Raw genomic sequence first — 20,267 nt, 5'->3', positions numbered from 1 at the left:
CGGGCTCAGCCTGAGCAACTCTCGCCGAACCCTCCAGAGCGGCCACCAGGCCGCCCCTGTGCAAGCCATCGCAGCCTGCGGCAGCGGCTACAAAAAGCCGGTGGGGAATGTTAGCTTGCTTGGCATTCTCTCCCGCCTGATGAGTCTCCCCGCAATGAAAAAGACGGTACTAGCCTTCAGCCGCATCACCCCCGAGATGACCGAACGCCTGCAACAGGACTTCGAGGTCATCGTCCCCAACCCCAAGCTCGGGGACATCGCCGCGCAGTTCAATGAAGCCCTGCCCCAGGCCCACGGCCTGATCGGCGTCGGCCGCAAACTGGGACGCGCGCAGCTGGAAAACGCCGCACGACTGGAAGTGGTGTCGAGCATCTCGGTGGGCTACGACAACTACGACCTGGACTACTTCAACGAACGCGGGCTGATGCTCACCAACACTCCCGACGTGCTCACCGAAAGCACCGCCGACCTGGCCTTTGCCCTGCTCATGGGCAGCGCCCGCCGGGTGGCCGAGCTGGATGCCTGGACCAAGGCCGGGCAATGGCAGGCCAGCGTCGGCCCGGCGCTGTTCGGCGGCGATGTGCACGGCAAGACCCTGGGCATCGTCGGCATGGGCAACATTGGCGCGGCCATCGCCCGGCGTGGGCGTTTGGGCTTCGGCATGCCGATTCTCTACAGCGGCAACAGCCGCAAGACTGCCCTGGAACAGGAACTGGGGGCGCAGTTCCGGAGCCTGGAGCAACTCTTGGCCGAGGCGGACTTCGTCTGCCTGGTGGTGCCGCTGAGCGACAAGACCCGACACCTGATCAGCCACCGCGAACTGGCGCTGATGAAACCCAGCGCGATCCTGGTGAACATTTCCCGGGGGCCGGTGGTGGATGAACCGGCGTTGATCGAAGCCCTGCAGAAGGGCCAGATCCGCGGCGCCGGCCTGGATGTGTACGAGAAAGAGCCGCTGGCAGAATCGCCGCTGTTCCAACTGAAAAATGCGCTGACCCTGCCGCACATTGGCTCGGCCACCCATGAAACCCGCGACGCCATGGCCAACCGCGCCATGGCCAACCTGCGCAGCGCCCTGCTGGGCGAACGCCCGCAGGATCTGGTCAACCCGCAAGTGTGGAAGGGCTGACCAGCCACTGCCTATCCCCCCCTGTAGCCGCTGCCGAGCCTGCGAGGCTGCGACAAGGTCCGCAGGACCTTCAGCGATAGCCCGGCAGAATCAGGTCGCCTGGTTTTGCGACGGCTGCGCCGCCGTTCGCAGCCTCGCGAGCTCGGCAGCGGCTACAGAGGCTGGCGCAGCCTTGGGTTTACGGAACACCAGGACGTTGCCCAGCATCACCAGCACCAGTCCAGCCAATGCCGGGGCGGTCCATTGGTAGCCTTCGGCAAAGGCCGAGACGTTCAGCGCCACCACCGGGAACAGCACCGTGCAATAGGCTGCCCGTTCCGGGCCCATGCGCCCGACCAGGGTCAGGTAGGCGGTAAAGCCGATCACCGAACCCGGTATCACCAGGTACAGCAGCGAGCCGATGTAGCGGGTGGTCCACTCCAGGTCGAAGGCAATGCCCTGGAACAGGCAATACACCGCCAGCATCGTCGCGCCGTAGGCCATGCCCCAGGCATTGGTGGTCATGGGCTTGAGTCCGGCTTTCTGCTGCAGGCTGGAGAGCATGTTGCCCGCCGAGAAACACAAGGTGCCCAACAGGGCCAGGCCCAGGCCCAGCAGGGTTTGCGGACTCGCGCTGTGGCCTGCCAGTTCCGGCCAGAACAGCAGCCCCAACCCCAGCAGGCCCAGGCCGCCGCCCAGCAGCACGTTGCGGGCAATCTTCTGGCCAAAGAACACCCGCGCATTCAGGGCATTCCACAAGGTCGCGGTAGAAAACACCACCGCCACCAGGCCGCTGGGAATCCATTGGCTGGCGTGCAGAAAGCACATGAAATTGATGCAGAACAGGCATAGGCCCTGGGCCAGGCAGATCAGGTGGCCACGGCGGTTCATTGGCTGCAGCTTGCGGCTGAGCAGCAGCAGGACGAACAGCACCAGGGCCGCCAGGGCGAAGCGATAGACGATGGACGCCGGAATCGCCACCACCCCCAGTTGCAGTTTCAGGGCGATCCAGGTGGTGCCCCAGATCAGCACGGTCAACAGGTACAGCGATAGGTTCATGGCGGGACTCCTTTATCAGGAGTGCAGTGTCCCGCCCGACCGACCTTGGGCGCTTGCATAAACTTGCGCTTTTTATCGGCCCGGGGCTGGCGGCGAACCGGCGAGGGAGTAGCATGCAAACCACCGGAAACCGGACCCCTTGCCGACTCGAACAGCATGCCCGCATTGGATACCCTGCAAGTCTTCCAAGCCTTGAACCGCTCGCCCCATGCTCGCCTGGAGCATAGCGCCGAGCTCGGAGACGGCTTGTCCGCAGCCTTGTGGAGCAACCATCACGACGCCCAGGAATATGAGGCGCCCGGCCACCACACCCTGTCCTGCTACCTGGCCGGCGGCACCGGCACCTTTCGCCGCGATCAGCCGGGCAGCAAAGGCGGCCCGGGCAAGCTGTGCATCCTGCCTGCCGAGCACCAATCGGCCTGGGTGATCAACGGCGATATCCGCCTGGCCCACGTGTATTTCAGCCCCGAACAATTCGCCCTGGGTTGCGTCACCCTGCTGGACCGCGAACCCCGGGCAATGCAACTGCGCGAAAGCACCTTTGTCGACGACCCCGAGCAGACCCGGCGCTTTGCGCAACTGGTCCGCCTGAATTGGGACGAGCCCGGCGAGCGCCTGCTCACCAGCAGCCTGGCCCACGAGATGCTCTGCCATGCCCTGCTCAATCAAGTGGGCCTGCGCCAGGGTGCCCGGCTCAAGGGCGGCTTGGCCGCGCACCAGCGCCGCCTGCTGGTGGACTACATCGACAGCCAGCTGGACGCGCCCCTGAGCCTGGGCCAACTGGCGGGGTTGTGTGCGCTGTCGGAGTACCACTTCGCCCGCATGTTCCGCGCAAGCTTCGGCCTGCCGCCCCATCAATATGTGCTGGCCCGGCGCCTGAGCCGGGCCCGGCACCTGCTACGCAGCACTGCCCAGCCCCTGGGGGAGATTGCCCTGGCCTGTGGTTTTGCCAGTGCCAGCCACTTCAACAATCGCTTCCGCCAGGCCCTGGGTGGAACACCGGGGGACTACCGCCTGGCATTCCTGCGCTGAGGTTCGGCTTAATCCTGACCCGCCTCTGTAGGCCCCTTCTTATGCCAAAGTCCGCATCGGCACGCCTGAATAAGTAAATTACTCAAATTCTTTACCTAAACAGGACAACTCCTACCAAACAATTAATAAACTCCTACGCTGCCCTCTATAAAAGAGCACTTCTAACAAGTACCTGTATGACAAACAAAAACATAAACAGGTAATTATTTTAAAACTTCAGTTACCACCCCATTCACAGAACTGATGATTCTTGTTTAACCCCAGACCCAACTTAGTCTTTAGGCCTTGAATCCCCGGCATTACGCAAAGATTCAACAAACAGCCACACGCCTTCACCCCCATCAACTTCAACCCCAAAAAAGCCACACCCACAACTTCACCCACCCTTCATCACATTTAAACAAAGCTGCAAAGACTCAACACATCAGCCCCCAATCGCCTTTCTCCTAAAACAACAAAAACAGAGGACGATGAAATGCCTTCAAGACACTGGCCACGACAATGGCTCAACCGCTCTACCCTACTTTGCGCCGGGCTGCTGGCCATCCCGGTAAAAGCCGAACTGCTTGAAGACAGCAGCGCGCGCCTGGAACTGCGCAACTATTACTTCAATCGGGACTATCGCGAAGGCACAGCGCCCAGCCGTGAAGAATGGGCACAAGGTTTGCTCTTGCGCCTGGACTCGGGGTTTACCGAGGGCCGCCTGGGTGTGGGTGCCGACGCCATCGGCATGCTCGGCATCAAGCTGGACTCCGCGCCTGGCCGAACCGGCACCGGGCTGCTGAAGGTGGGACGCGATGGCCGGGCAGAGGATGACTATTGGAAACTGGCCCTGGCCGGGAAGCTCAAGGCCAGCAAGACCCTGTTCAAGTTCGGCGCGCTGGTGCCACCGGTACTGCCCACCTTGAAACCCAACGACGGCCGCCTGTTTCCGCAGATTTTCGAAGGCGGGCTGCTGACCTCGAATGAAATCGATGACCTGGAGTTGACCGCCGGGCGCCTGAGCCGGGTCATGCAGCGCAACGCCACGCAGTACACGCCGCTGACCTTGAGCCCCTTGAACCGGCGCTTCCAGGGTCAGGGGGCAACGGCAGAACACTTCGACATGGCGGGCGTCGACTATCGGTTCCACAAGCAATGGCTGGCGCGGGTGCATGTCGCCCAACTGGAGGACATCTACCGCCAGCAGGTCTTCACCCTGGTCAACAAGAGCCCCTGGGGCGCGGGGACGTTCAGCAGCGATCTGCGCTTGAGCCTGATGAACGACTATGGCAATGCCAAAGGCGGCAAGATCGACAACCGCGCTCTGCAGGGGCTACTCGGCTATGCCTATAAAGGCCACAGCCTTGGCCTGGCTTATCAGCGAATGTTGGGAGACACCGGTTATGCCAACATCCTGGGCGCCGATGCCAACTTGATCAACTTATCGGTACTGGGTGACTTCGCCAATGCCAAGGAACGTTCCTGGGCACTTCGTTATGGCTATGACTTCGCCAACCTGGGTTTGCCGGGACTGAGTATCAACAGCCGCTATATATCCGGCAGCCATGCCGAAATCACCGGCACCCGAACCATTGGCAAGTCATGGGAGTTGGATAACGAACTGCGTTATGTCGTGCAACAAGGCCCACTGAAAAACTTGAGTGTGCGCCTGCGCACCGCACACTATCGCTCCAACTATGCCAAGAACTTCATTCGCGACACCGATGATACACGGCTGATGTTCAATTACGCCTGGAACATCAAGTAACCCAACAAGCAGAACCCATGTAGCGAATCAAACTCCTAGAGGTGATATCCACATGCAACGCCTACTATCGAACTGTTTGGCCGGTCTATTGTTTTCAAGTCTGATCCACTCCGCCGTGGCCAAACAAACCAGCCAAACGGAAAGCGTCCCGGAGTTCCGACCGGGTTACTTGATCGGTTATCTGAAACAGCAGGATCTGCCCAATAGTCTGTCGCTGTTACCACCACCTCCTGCGGTGGGCACGCCAGCCTTCGCGCTGGACCAGAGCATGGCTGAAAAGAGCCAGGCCTTGCGTGGCAGCAAACGCTGGGCGTTGGCCATCAGCGATGCCAACCTGAAATTCCCCGCCGCCGCTGAGACGTTTTCCTGTGCGCTGGATGCGCCAATCAGCGAACAGCAAACACCTGCGCTGTACAGAGTCTTGCGCCGGACCCTGACCGATGCCGGGCTGGCCACCTATAGCGCAAAGAAGCGCTACCAGCGCCCCCGGCCCTTCGTCTACAACCAGCAGCCCAGTTGCACCCCGGAAGATGAAGCCAAGCTGGCCGCGGATGGTTCCTACCCATCGGGCCACAGCGCCATCGGCTGGGCCTGGGCGCTGCTGTTGAGCGAACTGGCCCCCGAGCACGGCAACGCGCTCTGGGCCCGTGGCCGGGCCTATTCGGAAAGCCGCATGGTGTGCAACGTGCACTGGTACAGCGATGTCCGTGAAGGCCGCGAGATTGGCGCGACCACCGTGGCACGCTTGCACACCGATCCGACCTTCCAGGCCGACTTCGCCGTCGCCCGGCAAGAGCTGCTGGCCGTTCGCGCCAAGGGCCTGACTGCCAGCGGCGACTGTGCGGCGCAAGCGCAAGCCCTGGCGCTGGGCGCCGACTAAGGCGCTACGGCCAGGCCCTGGATCAGGGTGCTCATCAGAACTCCAGGGTGCTCGACAGCGACACCTGGCGGGCATCCCCCATGGACACGAAGAACTTGCTGGCCGACGAGGTGTAGTAGGTCTTGTCTAACAGGTTCTTCACGTTGAGCTGGAACTTGACCTTCTGCCCTTCGACCCGGGTGTCGTAGGTGGCAAAGGCATCGGCCACGGTGTAGCCCGGCAGGTCGAAGCTGTTGGGCGCATCCCCGGCGCGCTCGCCGACATAACGGGCCCCGGCGCCGACGCGCAGGCGGTCGCCACCGATCAGGCTGCCGAAGTCGTAGACCGCCGACAGCGAGCCGGTGTTCTTGGCCACGTTCTGCAGTTGCTTGCCCTTGTACTGGGTGTCCTTGGTCACTTCGGTGTCGGTGTAGGCGTAGCTGCCAATCAGGCTCCACTGATCGGTGAGCTGCCCGGTCAGGTCCAGTTCCAGGCCCTGGGAGTGCACCTCACCGGCGACGCTGGTGACCGTCTCGGTTGCGGTGGCGGTGGTCACCAGCACATTGCGCTTGGTGATATCGAACAGCGCCGCGCTGGCGGTGACGCGCCCGGGAATGTCGAGCTTGGCCCCCAGCTCCCAGGACTTGGCTTCTTCCGGGGCGATGGAGCCGTCGAGCACCGCGCTGCCACCGGCCAGATCGGCGATGCTGGAGTTCGGCTTGAACGACTCGGTGTAGCTGCCGTAGAGCGACAACTGGTCGGTGTAGCGATACACCAGACCGGCCCGCGGCACGAATTTCTGTCCGTTGCTGTTGGTATTGACCCGGAACGGCCGGCCCTTGCCGGCGTACTGGTCGTATTCCTGGAAACGTCCGCCGCCCACCAGAATCCACTGGTCGGTAAGGTGGATGGCGTCCTGGAAAAACAGCGAGTCGCTGCGCAACAGGTCGGTCTGCGCACTGTCGTTGGCGCTGACCGTGGTTCCGGCCACTTCCCGGCCGTAGACCGGGTTCAGGTAGTTGAAGGTGGTCCGGCTTTTCTGCCGGATCAGGTCGGCGCGGTAGATCTTGCGGTACTCATCATCCAGGCCAAACACCAGATCGTGGCGCATACCGCCCAGTTGCACCTGGCCTTCCAGGCTGACGGTGGCGTAGCGGTCGGTGGTCAGGGCGTCCTGGGTGCCGTCCATGGCCCGGGTCAGGGTGCCGTTGGCGTTTACCGCGGTCAGGCGCACCTGGCTGGCGTCGTAGGTCTCGCGGTTCCAGCTGTAGCCGAAGTGGGCCTTCCAGTCGTCGCTGAGCTCGTGGTCGACTTCAAAGCGATACAGGTCCGAGCGCCCTTCCATATTGTTGAACGGCTCGTCCAGGCGTCGGGTGGCCGGGATGTCCAGCGGGTGATTGGTCTTGGGATCGATGGCGGTGCCACGGTCGAAGGGGGTCAGGAACTCGCGGTGCTCATAGGCCAGCAACACCTTGGTGCGCTCGCCGTACCAGGCCAGGGACGGCGCCACCAGGGATTCGCGATGGGTGCCGAAGTTGCGCCAGTAGTCTTCGTCTTCATGGTCGACGATCAAGCGGTAGGCCAGCCCGGAATCACCCAGCGGCCCCGTGGTGTCGAGGCTGCCGCCGCTGCCGTTCTTGCCCGAGCCGTAGGTCGAGCCGCGCACGGTCAGGGCCGTGGACTGCTGCAATTCAGGCTTCTTGCTGACAATGTTGATGACCCCGCCCGGGTCCTGGATGCCGTACAGCAGAGACGACGGGCCCTTGAGCACTTCCACCCGGTCCGCCGTGGCATTCAGCGCCCGGCCCTGCACCACCGGCATGCTGTCGCGCATGATCGAACCGTTGCGGTTGTCACCGAAGCCGCGCAACAGCACCGCATCCTGGGTGCCGCCCAGGGTGTTGGTCTGGGTGATGCCGCTGACGTTCTTCAGGGCATCGTCCAGATTGCGCGGGGTCTGGTCCCGCAGCACCTGGGCCGGCACTACGTTGATGATCTGCGGGATTTCCTGGTTCAGCGCTTGGGAACGGGCCACCGAAGTGGTGGCCGGCGGCTGGTAGCTGGTGCTGTCGTCGAGGCCCGGGGTGGTGATGCTGGTGGCCCCCAGGTTCAGTGCGCCACTGCTGGGCAAGGGCTCCAGGACCAGGGTGTGCGCGTCGCTGCGCCGGTAGGTGAAGCCGGAACCGCCCAGCAGACGCTGCAGGGCCTGTTCGGCGCTGAACGGGCCGCTCAGAGCCGGTGCCTTGAACGCATAAGGCGCTTCGTCGGTGTAGACCACGCTGATCCCGGTGACCCGGGTGAAATCGCTCAGGGCCTGGGGCAGCGGCTTGGCCACGATGGCAAAGTTGAACAGCGCACCGTGTTGCGCACTGCCGGCCTCGGCCGCCTGCGCCACGCTCAGGGGCAGCCACGCCAACCCCGACACCACCAGCGCCGAAGCGCCGAACCACCGTTTGACCGAAGCGTTTGCCGCCGAATGTGCCCTGGACTTCATGCTTGAGACTCGCGTGTAAAAAAGCCATGAATGCGAATTAGTCGCACTTTCAAGCACTACACGTGGCTCGAACGCAAAGACCTCACCTGTTTTTTGAAAATATTTTCACGATGGCGAAAACGCCCCCCCGCCCGATGCATTCCTTGTAGCCGCTGGCGCAGGCTGCGAACGAGCTGGGCGGCACTCCGACGAAGTGGTCGCGGCGGTCTTGAGGCCGCTGCTGGCTTGGCGGGAGATCGCCAAGCAAGGTCCTGCGGACCTTTTCGCAGCCTCGCAGGCTCGGCAGCGGCTACAAGGATCGGGGCGATTCTGGTGTCAGTTGAGGCGCTGGATGCGCCCGGCGCTGGTGCTGGAACCCACCGGCTGGCCCTGCTGGTCCATGGCCTTGAGGTACTGCAGCATCGCGTCCAGATCGCTGAGCCCGAGGTCGCTGCGGTTGCGGCCGCTCTTGAACAGGCTGAAGCGGTCGCCGCCATCGGCCAGGAAGCCATTCATCACCAGTCGGTAGTTGCCATCGGCCTGCAGTGGCTTGCCGTTGAGGCGCAGGCTGCCGGGCACTACGCGGCTGTCCAGCGGGCGCTGGGCGTCCCAGCGATAACTGAAGCCCTGGGACACTTGCAGGATGTTGGCATCGTCCGCGCCCTTCCATTGCTGGTTGAGCACCTGTTCGATCTGCCGCCCCGTGAGGTCGAAGGCGATCAGGTTGTTGTTGAACGGCTGCAAGGTCGCCAGTTGCCCATAGTTCACCTGGGTCTGCCCCGGTTCCAGGGCCAGGTCGCTGCGAATGCCGCCGGTGTTCATGAAGGCGATTTGCGCACCGTTGGCCCGGCCACCCGCCAGGTGGGCATCAGCGATCAGGTCGCCGATGGGCATTTCCCCGGCATTGTCGGCGCGCCGGGCAATCGGCGAGGCGGCAATCGCCCCTACCGGCTGGAGCAGCACCTGATTGCTGCGGGCCTCGACCTCCTGTTGCAGCTTCGCCAAGTCCTGGTCCTGTGGATAACGGGCCGGATCGGCCAGCAGGTTAAGGGCCTGGATGCTCGTCACCCGGTGCTGGCCCGGGGTCACTTGCAGGGTCAGGTGGGTCAACAGATGGCCGTAGGCATTGCCCTGGGTCACCAGCAATGGCCCGACCTTGCACAGGTAGCCCTGGTGCGAGTGAGCGCTGATCAACACGTCCACCGCCGGGTCCAGGCGCTTGGCCACGTCGACGATATCGCCACTCAACTGCGAGCAGTCCTGCTTATCGAAAGGTTCCGGGGTCGCGCCGCCCTGGTGCACCACGGCGACGATGGCGTTGACCCCCTTGGCGTTGAGTTCGGGAATCAACTGGTTAATGGACTGGGCTTCATCGGCCACCTGCAAACCGCGCATGCCCTTGGCGCTGACCACCGAAGCCACGTCCCGCAGCACCGCGCCGACGAAGGCCACCTTGACCCCGCGCACCTCCTCGATGCGGTAGGCCGGCAACAGCGGCTGGCCGGTGTCGCTGTCCAGCAGGTTGGCCGCCAGGTAGGGGAAACCGCTGCCGGGGTAGTTCGGGCGGAACTGGCAGGCCTTGTCCGGCCGCGATGACTGGCAGCCGCCATTGAGCTGGCGCAGGAACTCGGCCTTGCCGTTGTCCAGTTCGTGGTTGCCGATGGCGCTGAGCTTCATGCCCATCTGGCGCAAGGCGTCCAGGGTCGGCTCGTCGGCCCACATGGCCGACAGCGGCGGGCTGCCGCCCACCAGATCGCCGGCGCCGATGAACAGCAGTTGCGGGTCCTGCTGGCGCAGCTGGCTGAGCATGCCGCCCAGGGTGGCGATACCGCCGGCCGCAAGCTTGCGCACCCCGCCCGGGGCCTGGGGGTCCTTGTAGCTGAAGGGGTTGGCCTGCAAATAGCCGTGCAAGTCGTTGATGGCGACGATGTTCACCGCCACCGGTTGCGGCTCGCGCGGCAGCGAGCTGCAACCGGCCAGAGTAACCAGGGCCAGGGTCAGTGCACCCAGCACCCGGGGCATGGGACGAAGACGGGACATGAAAGAAATCCTTGGCAGATCAGCAAAAAAAAGGCCGCTGACACAGGCCTGGATCGGACAGAGACGAGCGCTGGGGAACAGCGCTCGCCGTCGATCGTCCGAACGCGGCCCGAGCCTACGGCAGCGGCTACAGGTCACGTCAGGTCATCAGGCCGGTTGCAGATTGCCGTGGACCGTGGGTGCGGGGGCCTTCAGGGCGGTGCCCATGCCGGCGCGCAGCAACAGGATCTTCAGGTGGTCGGTGATGCGCTCGACCCGGTCCTGGAAGTGGTTGTGGAAAATCATGCTGCCCAGGGCGATGGCGATACCCAGGGCCGTGGCGTAGAGCGCGGTGCCGATGCCCTTGGACACTTCGCCCGGGTCGCTGACGCCGGTCTCGGCCAGGGCCTTGAAGGTGTCGATGATCCCCAGGATGGTGCCCAAGAGGCCCAGCAAGGGCGCGGCGGTGACCACGGTTTCCAGCAGCCACAAGCCATGCATCAGCTTGCTGCGGGTGGCGATGTAGATCGACTCGCTGAGGTCTTCCAGGTCCTTGTGGCTGGCCAGCCCCTGCTTGTGGGCGAACAGCTCGGCGACCATCTCCAGGGGCAGGCTGTTGCGCTGGCGCAGCTCGGCGGGCAGGTCGTCGACGCTGTGCATTTTCGGGTTGAGTACGGCCTCCAGTTTCTTCGCCTGGCGCAGGCTGAAGCTGAAGTAGATGCCGCGTTCCACGGCGATAAAGGCGGCAATCGCAGCGGCGCCGTACATGGTGTAGAAGGTGATGTCGTGCAGCAGATTCATGTCCATCGTCATTTCCTCTTGGGCCCTAAGGCCATCAGAACCCGGCTTCCAGGGAGACCATCGCGGTGCGTTCCTCACCGACGTTGTAATAGGCCGTGCTCGGTGCCAGGCCATTGGTGCGCTGGGTGTTGAACGACACGGTGCGGGTCGAGGCCAGGTATTCCTTGTCGAACACGTTGAGCATGGAGAAGCGCAGGGTCGCGGACTTCAGCACTTTCTTGTCCACCGGCAAGTGGATACCGGCATTGAGATCCACCACGGTGCGGCCGGCGATCTTCTCGTCGTTGGTCAGGTCGCCGTAGAAGGCGCCGACGTACTTGCCGACGACGTTGCCGTAGTAGCGCGAGTCGTCGTAGCCCAGGCTCAGGTTGAACATGTTTTCCGGCACGTTGGCCAGTTGCTTGCCGGAGGTGGGCAGCAGCACGTTCTTGTTGCTCAGGTCGTCCATCTGCTCGGACTGGGTGTAGGTGTACGAGGCGTAGTAGTTGAAGTCGTGGGGCAACTTGCCGCTCCACTCCAGTTCCAGGCCGCGGTTCTTCACTTCGCCAACGTTGGCCACCACATAGTCGCCGTTGACGTCGGTGGTGGAGATCTGCCGGTCCTTGAAGCTGATGTAGAACAGGGTCGCGCTCAGGGCCATGTTGTCTTCGCTGTAGCGCCAGCCCAGTTCCTGGTTCCAGCTCAGCTCGGGTTTCAGGCTGATGGAATCGCCCTTGTTGTAGAGCACATAGTTGGGCGGCGTGCGCATGTTGCGGGTGACGTTGTAGAAGGCCTGGTTGTTCGGGTCGATCTGGTACTTGGCGTTGAAGCTGGGCAGGAACTCGTGGTACTTGGCGTCGCGTTTTTCCGGCTTGTCGGTGAGGCTGCCGAGGTTGTTGCCGTCACGTTCCACGTACTGGTAGGCCAGGGCTCCGGTGAGGGTCAGGTCCGGGGTCGCCTGCCAGGTGTCCTGCACCCAGAGTTTCTGCGCCGGGGTCACGGTGTATTGGTGACGGCCCTGGACCGTGGCGCCGTTGCGGTCCACCAGTTGGTCGGAACCGTTGTAGTCGCCCCAGACATTTTCCGGAGCGCCATTGCCCTTGATCCCGATGAAGGGCTGGGTCTGGCGCTGGCGGGCGCGCTCGTACCAGTAGCCGACGTCCAGGCTGTGCTCTTCGTTGAGATCCCACTTGAGCTTGGTGGTCATCCCGGGGCGCCAGGTTTCGGTCCACGACGGCCGGTAGTAGGTGCCGGCAGGCAAGCCGCTCAGGTCGTAGTTGCCGGCCTTGTTCGAGCTGGCGGACAAGCTGGTGGCGGTCTGGCCGCTGAAGCTGCCGCCGTTGGACCACACGTAGTAGGGGTTCAAGGTCAGGCTCAGGTCGTCGCGCAGCTGGAAGCGCTGGGTCACCGAGGCGGTCAGGCTTTCAAAAGGGTTGCGGTTGAGCTTGTAGGACTGGGACACGCTGCCGTTCTTGAACACGGTGCTTTCCGAGTAGTCCAGGCGCCGGCCCTGGTTCTGGAACTGGGCCTTGCTCAGGCTGTTGTAGTTGTAGTTTTCCTGCTGGTTGTACTTGACGATGGCGTTGGTGGAGTTGCCGTTGCCGTCTTCGAACAGGGTGTTCCACTCGACCTTGTCAGCCCGCAGGGTGCCCTTGCCGCGCCACTTATCGCCCTCGGTGTGGGACGCCGAGACCCAGGTCTTGAAGCCGCCCAGGTCACCGGTATTGAGACGGGCGAAGCTCTTGCGCACGTTGTTCGAGCCGATGGACTGCTTGGCGAACACGCCGAAGTCCTTGGTCGGGCGCACGGTCACCAGGCCGATGTTGCCGCCGCTGGAGCCGATGTGCGGGCCGTCGGCTTCGGACGAGCCCTGGGTGACGAAGACTTCGCTGAAGTTCTCCGGGTCGCCCATCAGGTTCGGGTAGATGCTGTAGTCCCCCGAATCGTTGATCGGGAAACCGTCGGCAGAAAGCCCGACCTGGTCGGAGTTCATCCCGCGCATGGTGAAGTTGGTGCCGCTCAGGCCGGTGGCGTCGGTGCTGGAAACGTTGATCCCCGGGGTGTACTTGAGCTTGTCCACGGCGTTGGCAGTGGGGGCCATCTGGTCCATGGCCTCCTTGGTCACGGTGGAACGTCCCTTGGCGCTTTCTTCCTTGATCATGTGGCCGTTGCCCAGGGTCTGTTTACCGGCAACGTTCACCGAACCGACGTCAACTGTATCGTCGGCCAAAACCAATGGCGCAAAACTGCCCAGGCCCGATGCCAGAAGCAGGGCATAAAGTTTATTGATCTTCACGGGTCAATCCCTTGCTTACAACTTTCGTTAATAGGTGATGGGTTTATTCCACGTTGTAACTAAAGGTCGCGGTAAAACGTTGCTTGTTCTTGCCGGAGAACGCGTCCGAGGGAAACGGTGAAACTTTCTCCACGCGGCGCAAACTGGTTTGCGCCGCGCGATTGAGCAACATGTTCGGCGCCTTGTTTTCGATGCCACTGTCGAGCACGTTGCCGGCCCGATCGACTTCCAGCCAGATCACCACATCGCCCTGGGGACGTTGCAGCGAGGCCTCGCGGCCGCTGGGGTATTGCTTGTGCTTTTCCAGTTCCTTGCGCAAAGCGGCGGTGTACAGGCTTTCCTTGATTGCACTGGCGGGCGCCGCAGGTGCGGGGGCCGGAGCCGGTGCGGGAGCCGCTGGCGCCACCACCGGTTGCGGTGCTGCAACCACCGCCGGCTGCGGCGCGGGGGCACTCCTGGCCACCTGAGCCGGAGCCGGCTTGGGTGGTTGCGGCTTGGCCAGCAACGGCTTGGGCGCTGGGGGCTTGGGCTTGACCACCGGCTTGGGCTTGGGCGGCTCGATCACCAGCGGCTCTTCCTCGGGCACCACCAGCGGTGGCTCGGGCTCGATCGGCAGCGGCTCGGGCTCAGGCGGTGGTGGCTCTGCCGCGGCCACCAGTTCCGCCGCATCCACCAGGGCAATTTCCACCGTGCTTTCGTCGTACACCGGCTTGATCTGCAACTGTTGCAACTGACTGGCATAGATCACCAGCAACAACAGGCCGGCCGGCAGCAGGCACGCCAGCCACTTGCGAGTTCTATATAAACCGAACATGGCGTCAGGACTTGCGCGTAGCGATGGAGACGGAAGAGAAGCCATTGCCCTTGAGCAAGTCCATCACCGAAACCAGGCGTTTAACTTCCACGCCCTGATCGCTGTTGATAATGATCACCAACTTTTCGCTGCCGTTGTTCAGCACTTTAAGTTGTGCCAACAGCGCCCCTTCATCCAGGTCCTGACCGTCGAGTTGCAGGCGCTCTTGCAGACCCAGGGTAATCACCGCCTTGTTTTGCGGCTTCAATTGTTGCGCGGTACTGGCCACCGGCAACTGCGTCTTGATTCCCACGGCGGGAATCACGTTGAGACTGATCAGTACGAAGAACACCAGGAGAAACATCATCACATCGATCATCGGAATGATTTCGATGTGGGCCTTCTTCTTTTTTGCGACATCCCAGCTGCGCATCGTCTTGCTCCCGCTTCAGCCTTCCCTCCCTTGTGAGAGCTGAATCACAACCCTCGCCGATCCTGACCATGTGCTCAGGAATCCGCAGATCATCCGCGCCTGATATAACGGTTTGGTGACAGAAAGGTGTGATATCGATGAATGTTCGGGAGCTCTGGGACGGGCCTTTCAGCGCAGGACTATGAACCTGCCGAGGACTTGGTGCTGTTCGAACCCTAAGGCCGCCTGCAGGGAATCGAGGACCGCCTGAGGGTCCTTGCTGGAGAAACTGCCACTGACCCGGCGCGCTGCCAGTTGGTCATTGAGCAGCAGGATGCGTCCGGGGAAATAGCGCCGCAGGTCCTGCACCACCTCGGCCAGGGGCGCGTGGTAGTAGTTCAGCCAACCCTGGCGCCAGGCCAGTTGCGCTTCGCTGTCGACACCCTGCAACGGGGTCGCCTGGCCATGACCGTACGCCACCTGCTGGCCGGCACCGAGCACCTGCTGCGCCGCGCCTTTGGCGGCGGTGACCGCGACACGCCCGGACAGCACCGTGACCTGGGCACCGTCGGCTTGCAGACGCACTTCGAACTGGGTGCCCAGGACCCGCGCTTCGCCCTCCCCGGCCGCCACCACAAAGGGCGCGCCCGTGTGGCTGACGCTGAAGAAACCGGCACCACGACGCAACTGCACATGCCGTTCGCCGTGGCTGAAGTCCACGGCAATGGCGCTGTCGGCGTCCAGGGTGACCTGACTCTGGTCGGCAAGAATCACCGTGCGTACCTGACCCGGCGCGGAAACGTAATCGGCGCCCAGGTCATCGAGCCAACGGCCCGGCTGCCAGCCGGCGCCCAGGGCGATCACCAGCAGCACACTGGCGGCCATGGCCAACCCTGCCGACCAGCGCCGTCGGGCCCGAGCACGGGCTCCGTCCATGGCGCGCAGCAGGCCCTGCAGGGCCAAGGCGTCTTCATCCGCCAGGGTCCGCGCCGGCTGTTCACTCAACTCCCACAGCACCTGGGCCTGGGCATAGGCTTCGACGTGGGCCGGATCGGCCTGCAGCCATTGGCTGAAGGTGGCCTGGTCGCCACTGCTGGGCTGATCGTGGAGCAGGCTCAGCCAGGCCAGGGCGGCCTGTTCCTGGGCCGGCGTCGGGATGACACGGGAGCGCTGATTCACGGTGCATTCCTTGGCGTGCGCGGGGGCGCAGGTTCCCGCAGGCTGGCCTTGCAGGCTTCGAGGGCGCGCATCATGTGTTTTTCCACGGCGCTTTGGGACAGGCCCATGACCTTGGCGATCTCGGCGTACTTGCGCCCGTGGATACGGTTGAGCAGGAAGATCTGCCGGGTTCGCTGCGGCAGGCTGCGCAGGGCGGCCTCCACGTGTCGCAAGTCATTGCCGGCTTCCAGGGCGGCCTGGGGCTCGCTGCCCTGGTTGTCCTGCTGTTCCGGTAGCCAGCCTTCACTGACCCGCACCCGCGCGCCTTCGCTGCGCAAGTGATCGATGGCAATGTTGCCGGCGCAGCGCAGCAGGTAGGTGCTGAGCTCTTCGACCTGCACCAGGGGCCGGCGCCAGAAGCGCAGGAACAGGTCCTGCACCAGGTCCGCGGCGGTGGCCCGGCAGCCGACCCGGCGGCTGACCAAGGCTTCCATCTGCGAACGCTGGGACAGGAACACCTGCAGAAAATGCGCACGACTGCCCCGCAGATCGGGGTGATCCAGGTCGCTGGGTTCCGGTGGCAGGGCGCTCATCACGGGCCGCTCCCTCAGAACCGGGCCAGGGCCGCGAGGGGGCAGGCCAACAGACTGGCCCCCGCCATCGACAGCACCAGACGCGGGCGATAGGGCAGCAGCAACACCAGCAGCAAGGCACTGCACATCAGCACGGCGCACCACTGCACCAGCCCCAGGCTCCAGCCGGTGCCCTGCACTGCCGCCGCCAGCGACAGGCCCAGCAACAACCAGCCTCCCAGGCGCAGGCCCTGTTGGCGCCGAGTCGTGGGCTTGTGCCCCAGCAGTTCGCCGTGATGCCGGTCCAGGGACAGGCACAGGCCGGTGAATCCGCTAAAACACAACAGCAGCGCCAGCAACATCAGTTCACCTCGGTGTCAGGGGGCAGAGGCCGCTGCCGGGCCGGTGCTTGCTGGCCGCGATGCAGCTTGCGCGCAGCCCAGGCCAGGAACAGGCCACTGCTCAGGCAGGCCAGGTCGAAGCCCGCCAGCATCCAGTCGCCACGCACCATGAAGCCGTCCATCAGGCTCGGGCTGGTCACAGCGTCCAGCAAGGGGATGCTGGAGAACAGCAAGGCGGCGAGGCTCAATTGCTCGACCCAGGCACGCCGCCCGGGCCGGACCACGGCATGCACCAGGCTCAGGCCCCACAGGATGAAGAAGCTGTTGACCTCCCACTCAGCGCGCTCGGCGAAGGCTGCCGGCAACAGCCGGTTGGCCCAGAAGAAGCCGGCCACCGCCAGCACCAGCCCGGACATGCTGGCAATGTTCAGCACTTCCACCAGGCGCAGCTCGAAGGGCATGACCCCGCTCTTGGCGTGCTTGAGCTGGCGCTTGCCCAGCCAGATCACCAGCCCGGTGCCGATCATCGCGGTGCTCGCCAGGCCGCAGATAAAGTACAGCCAGCGCAACACCGGACCGGCGAACAGGCCCATGTGCAAGCCATAGAAACTGCCGCCGATGGCCATGGGCAGGGACTGTTCGGGGCTGGCGTCCAACGGCTGGCCAGTGACCCCGTTGAACGACACGCTGCTGCCAAGATCCCGGGCCACCCGGTCGGCGCTGTGGCGCATGACGTGCACCGACGCATTCACATCCCCCGGGTGGTTGACCACCAGGCGCTGCGCATGGCCCCCCGGCCACTGTGCCAAGGCTTGCTTGAGCAGCGGGTCCAGGGCCGTCAGCACTGCCGGCTGCCCAGCCGCCGGGATGCTGTTGCTGGCCGGCCGCAAGTCCTTGAAGAACGCATTGCTGTCACCCTTGTAGGCCACCAGGATGCTCGCCGGCATGACCATGGACATGAAGATCACCAGGCTGCTGTAGGTGATCATCAAGTGGAATGGCAGCACCAGCACACCCACCGCGTTGTGCCCGTCGAGCCAGGTGCGCTGGCCCTTGCGGGGCCGGAAGGTGAAGAAGTCCTTGAAGATTTTCTTGTGGATGATGATGCCGCTGATCAGGGCCACGAACATCACCATGGCGGCCAGGGTCGACAACCAGCGGCCCCAGGGATAAGGCATTTGCAACTGGAAGTGGAAGCGGTAGAAGAACTCGCCGCCACGGGTATCGCGCACCTGCAGTTCGCTGCCGGTGCTGGGGTCCAGGAGTTTTTCCGTGAACTCGCCGCGCTCGCCCGGGGCGCTCGGCGCCTGCCAGGCCACCGATAGCAGCGGCTGGCGCGCATCGGGCAGGGTAATGAACCAGCGCTGCGCGCCCTGGCCGTGCTGTTCCAGGTAACGCTGGGCCAGATCCAGGCTGATATCGGCATGCACGGCCCGAACCGGGGCCTCCGGCTGCATCCAGTGGGTAATTTCCTCCTTGAAGTAGGACAGGGTTCCGGTGAAGAAAATCGCGAACAGCAACCAGCCGAACACCAGCCCGGCCCAGGTGTGCAGCCAGGCCATGGACTGACGCAAACCTTCCTTCATGGCAAGGCCACCCAATAGGCGCTGCCGGCGACCAGCGCCAGCACCAGGCTTGGCAGCAACAGGCCGAACCAGGCCTGCCAGGCAGTGCGACAGGCGAAGCACCAGAGCACCGCCAAGAGATAGAACACAAAGGAGGCCATCATCCCGCTGAGCACGGCGTCGGCCCGGGGAATGGGCAGCAGCAGGGTCAGGCAGACGCTGGACAGCGCCGCCAGCAGGTAACCACCCAGGACCGCGGCACAGACCCGCGAGACCACTGCCAGACGATAGGAAGCGGGAACTCCGCCGGCCTTGCTTTTCATGTTTGAACCTTGCAGCGAGGGGATGCCCGGGGCACTGCGCAGGCCGTCGGGGAGAAACAGGCGCACAATACTAATGATAAATATTCTCATGTGCAAAAAAACACCGACAACGCGGCCCCTTTCTGTCGGTACGGGCTGATTGCCGAATGCCCTGTCTCAACACTACAATGCGAACAATTCTTGTTCTCTTATGCGCCTTGTGGGTGCAGGAGCGTCCGACTTGTCCCATTGCGCTACCGTCGAAGGCCTCTACCAAGCCCATCACAGCTGGCTGAACACTTGGTTGCGGCACCGGCTCGGCTGCCCCCACAGTGCCGCCGACCTGGCCCAGGACACCTTTATTCGTGTGCTCAGCGCCCGGGAAACACCAACCCTGATCGAACCCCGGGCGTTTCTCACCACCATCGCCAAACGGGTGCTGTTCAACCACTACCGACGCCAGGACCTGGAACGGGCCTATCAGGAAACCCTGGCGCAGATGCCGGAACAGGTGGCCCCCTCCGAGGAGGAACGGGCCATCATCCTGCAGACCCTGATGGAGCTGGACGCCTTGCTCGACGGCCTGCCACGCCCGGTCAAGCGGGCCTTCCTGCTGTGTCAGCTCGATGGCCTGACCTACGGCCAGATTGCCGAGCAATTGAACATCTCCATCGCCACAGTCAAACGTCATCTGAACAAAGCCGCCATGCGTTGTTATTTCGCCCTGTGAGCGCCTCGATGAACCCACACCTCAATGGCCAGCCCGACTTCAGCAACGCCGTGGCCGAACAGGCCGTGCACTGGCTGATCGAAATGCAAGGCGGCCCCCTGAGCCCACGCCAGCAAGCGGCCTGGCAGCAATGGCACGACGCCCATAGCGAACACCAGCGAGCCTGGGCGCATATCCAACGGGTCAATCAGCGCTTGCGCGGCTTGTCCTCGCCCCTGGCCCACGCGGCCTTGAATGCACCGAAATCCGCCAGCCGGCGCCAGGCCCTGAAGCTGTTGCTGATTCTCGGTGCCGGCTCGGCCGCCGCCTGGGGCCTGCGGGAACACAACCCGCTGCCGCCGCTGTTGGCGGACTACCGCAGCTCCCTGGGCCAGCGGCGCACCTTGCAACTGAGCGATGGCAGCCAGTTGCAACTCAACACCAGCAGCGCGGTGGATGTGCGTTTCGATGGACAGCAACGACTGATCCGTCTGCTGGAGGGCGAGATCATGCTCAGCGCCGGCCAGGACGCCCGGCCGCTGGTGGTACAGACTTCCCAGGGGCAGGTCCGCCCCGCTGCCGCACGAATCAACCTGCGCCAGTTCAAGGAGCACAGTCAGTTGGCGGTGTTTTCCGGAACGGTCAGCGTGACGCCGGCGCACTACAGCGCAATGCCGCCTCAGGTAGCGGCCGGACAACAACTGAATTTCACCCACAGCAGCTGGCAGCCGCCCCGAGCGCTGGATGCCGGCAGCGGTGCCTGGAGCGAAGGCATGCTGGTGGCGGCCCATATGCGCCTGGCGGATTTCCTCGACGAGTTGGGGCGCTACCGTCGTGGCCAGTTGAACTGCGATGCCCAGGTGGCGGACCTGCTGATCTCAGGCAGTTATCCACTGGATGACAGCGAGCGGATTCTCGACCTGCTGGCCATCAGCCTGCCGGTCAGGGTGCGGCGCTTTACCCGCTATTGGGTCACGGTCGAGGCCCGGGCCTGATTGTCGGGAACCACCATCCGTCGCTGGTTCTTTCGCTCAGGAAG

18 protein-coding genes are annotated in these 20,267 nt (G+C 63.6%); 6 read left to right on the top strand and 12 right to left on the bottom strand.

Annotated elements, in window-relative coordinates:
• Nucleotides 1–154 precede the first annotated feature (154 nt).
• The gene (locus tag PFZ56_RS10860; RefSeq protein ID WP_102878432.1) at nucleotides 155–1,129 is read left to right on the top strand and encodes a D-glycerate dehydrogenase; all 975 of its coding nucleotides are present in this window, start codon (nucleotides 155–157) and stop codon (nucleotides 1,127–1,129) included.
• Nucleotides 1,130–1,219: 90 nt separating this feature from the next.
• On the opposite strand, the gene PFZ56_RS10855 is transcribed toward PFZ56_RS10860, so the two are convergent.
• The gene (locus tag PFZ56_RS10855; RefSeq protein WP_170001128.1) at nucleotides 1,220–2,167 is read right to left on the bottom strand and encodes a DMT family transporter; all 948 of its coding nucleotides are present in this window, start codon (nucleotides 2,165–2,167) and stop codon (nucleotides 1,220–1,222) included.
• Between the two features lie 156 nt (nucleotides 2,168–2,323).
• Here PFZ56_RS10855 and PFZ56_RS10850 point away from each other — a divergent pair, with 156 nt between their 5' ends.
• From PFZ56_RS10850 to PFZ56_RS10840, 3 genes are all read left to right on the top strand, one after another.
• Complete coding sequence (locus tag PFZ56_RS10850) at nucleotides 2,324–3,199, top strand: AraC family transcriptional regulator (RefSeq protein ID WP_110596049.1); 876 nt, start codon at nucleotides 2,324–2,326, stop codon at nucleotides 3,197–3,199.
• Between the two features lie 475 nt (nucleotides 3,200–3,674).
• Nucleotides 3,675–4,949 carry an OprD family porin gene (locus tag PFZ56_RS10845; protein WP_110596048.1) on the top strand — a complete coding sequence of 425 codons (1,275 nt, stop codon included), beginning with the start codon at nucleotides 3,675–3,677 and terminating at the stop codon, nucleotides 4,947–4,949.
• A gap of 115 nt (nucleotides 4,950–5,064) precedes the next feature.
• Nucleotides 5,065–5,829 (top strand): phosphatase PAP2 family protein, encoded by a 765-nt coding sequence (locus tag PFZ56_RS10840; RefSeq protein WP_346010512.1) that lies wholly within the window; start codon nucleotides 5,065–5,067, stop codon nucleotides 5,827–5,829.
• 34 nt (nucleotides 5,830–5,863) lie between these two features.
• Here PFZ56_RS10840 and PFZ56_RS10835 read toward each other — a convergent pair whose 3' ends face one another.
• The 11 genes from PFZ56_RS10835 to PFZ56_RS10785 all read right to left on the bottom strand — a co-directional run bounded on the left by PFZ56_RS10835 (nucleotide 5,864) and on the right by PFZ56_RS10785 (nucleotide 18,540).
• Complete coding sequence (locus tag PFZ56_RS10835) at nucleotides 5,864–8,302, bottom strand: TonB-dependent receptor (protein WP_170001130.1); 2,439 nt, start codon at nucleotides 8,300–8,302, stop codon at nucleotides 5,864–5,866.
• Nucleotides 8,303–8,617: 315 nt separating this feature from the next.
• Nucleotides 8,618–10,321: a bifunctional UDP-sugar hydrolase/5'-nucleotidase gene (locus PFZ56_RS10830; protein WP_170001131.1), complete on the bottom strand. Its 1,704-nt coding sequence runs from the start codon at nucleotides 10,319–10,321 to the stop codon at nucleotides 8,618–8,620.
• 147 nt (nucleotides 10,322–10,468) lie between these two features.
• Nucleotides 10,469–11,107, bottom strand: a complete 639-nt coding sequence (locus PFZ56_RS10825) for a MotA/TolQ/ExbB proton channel family protein (RefSeq protein ID WP_110653400.1) — start codon at nucleotides 11,105–11,107, stop codon at nucleotides 10,469–10,471.
• 28 nt (nucleotides 11,108–11,135) lie between these two features.
• Nucleotides 11,136–13,376: a TonB-dependent receptor gene (locus PFZ56_RS10820; RefSeq protein WP_110596044.1), complete on the bottom strand. Its 2,241-nt coding sequence runs from the start codon at nucleotides 13,374–13,376 to the stop codon at nucleotides 11,136–11,138.
• A gap of 43 nt (nucleotides 13,377–13,419) precedes the next feature.
• Nucleotides 13,420–14,190: an energy transducer TonB gene (locus PFZ56_RS10815; RefSeq protein WP_102878423.1), complete on the bottom strand. Its 771-nt coding sequence runs from the start codon at nucleotides 14,188–14,190 to the stop codon at nucleotides 13,420–13,422.
• Nucleotides 14,191–14,194: 4 nt separating this feature from the next.
• Nucleotides 14,195–14,602 carry a biopolymer transporter ExbD gene (locus tag PFZ56_RS10810; protein ID WP_060837609.1) on the bottom strand — a complete coding sequence of 136 codons (408 nt, stop codon included), beginning with the start codon at nucleotides 14,600–14,602 and terminating at the stop codon, nucleotides 14,195–14,197.
• A gap of 168 nt (nucleotides 14,603–14,770) precedes the next feature.
• Nucleotides 14,771–15,760: a FecR family protein gene (locus PFZ56_RS10805; protein ID WP_102878421.1), complete on the bottom strand. Its 990-nt coding sequence runs from the start codon at nucleotides 15,758–15,760 to the stop codon at nucleotides 14,771–14,773.
• Complete coding sequence (locus tag PFZ56_RS10800) at nucleotides 15,757–16,332, bottom strand: RNA polymerase sigma factor (protein WP_102878420.1); 576 nt, start codon at nucleotides 16,330–16,332, stop codon at nucleotides 15,757–15,759. The genes PFZ56_RS10805 and PFZ56_RS10800 overlap by 4 nt, the downstream gene beginning before the upstream one ends.
• Nucleotides 16,333–16,346: 14 nt before the next feature.
• Nucleotides 16,347–16,673, bottom strand: coding sequence for a DUF3325 domain-containing protein (locus tag PFZ56_RS10795; protein ID WP_102878419.1), 327 nt, complete (start codon nucleotides 16,671–16,673; stop codon nucleotides 16,347–16,349).
• Nucleotides 16,673–18,238: a PepSY domain-containing protein gene (locus PFZ56_RS10790; RefSeq protein WP_170001132.1), complete on the bottom strand. Its 1,566-nt coding sequence runs from the start codon at nucleotides 18,236–18,238 to the stop codon at nucleotides 16,673–16,675. The genes PFZ56_RS10795 and PFZ56_RS10790 overlap by 1 nt, the downstream gene beginning before the upstream one ends.
• The gene (locus tag PFZ56_RS10785; protein WP_102861711.1) at nucleotides 18,235–18,540 is read right to left on the bottom strand and encodes a DUF3649 domain-containing protein; all 306 of its coding nucleotides are present in this window, start codon (nucleotides 18,538–18,540) and stop codon (nucleotides 18,235–18,237) included. The genes PFZ56_RS10790 and PFZ56_RS10785 overlap by 4 nt, the downstream gene beginning before the upstream one ends.
• 190 nt (nucleotides 18,541–18,730) lie before the next feature.
• Between PFZ56_RS10785 and PFZ56_RS10780 the strand changes: the two genes are divergently transcribed.
• On the top strand, nucleotides 18,731–19,249 hold the full coding sequence (locus tag PFZ56_RS10780) for a sigma-70 family RNA polymerase sigma factor (RefSeq protein WP_394304634.1): 519 nt from the start codon (nucleotides 18,731–18,733) through the stop codon (nucleotides 19,247–19,249).
• An 8-nt stretch (nucleotides 19,250–19,257) separates the two neighbouring features.
• Complete coding sequence (locus tag PFZ56_RS10775) at nucleotides 19,258–20,223, top strand: FecR domain-containing protein (protein WP_170001134.1); 966 nt, start codon at nucleotides 19,258–19,260, stop codon at nucleotides 20,221–20,223.
• The last annotated feature ends 44 nt before the right edge of the window (nucleotides 20,224–20,267 follow it).

Source organism: Pseudomonas danubii (assembly GCF_042980055.1).
GTDB classification, from domain to species: Bacteria; Pseudomonadota; Gammaproteobacteria; order Pseudomonadales; family Pseudomonadaceae; genus Aquipseudomonas; species Aquipseudomonas danubii.
Note: the sequence above shows the minus strand (reverse complement) of the source record. Positions and strands in the feature narration are given on the sequence as shown.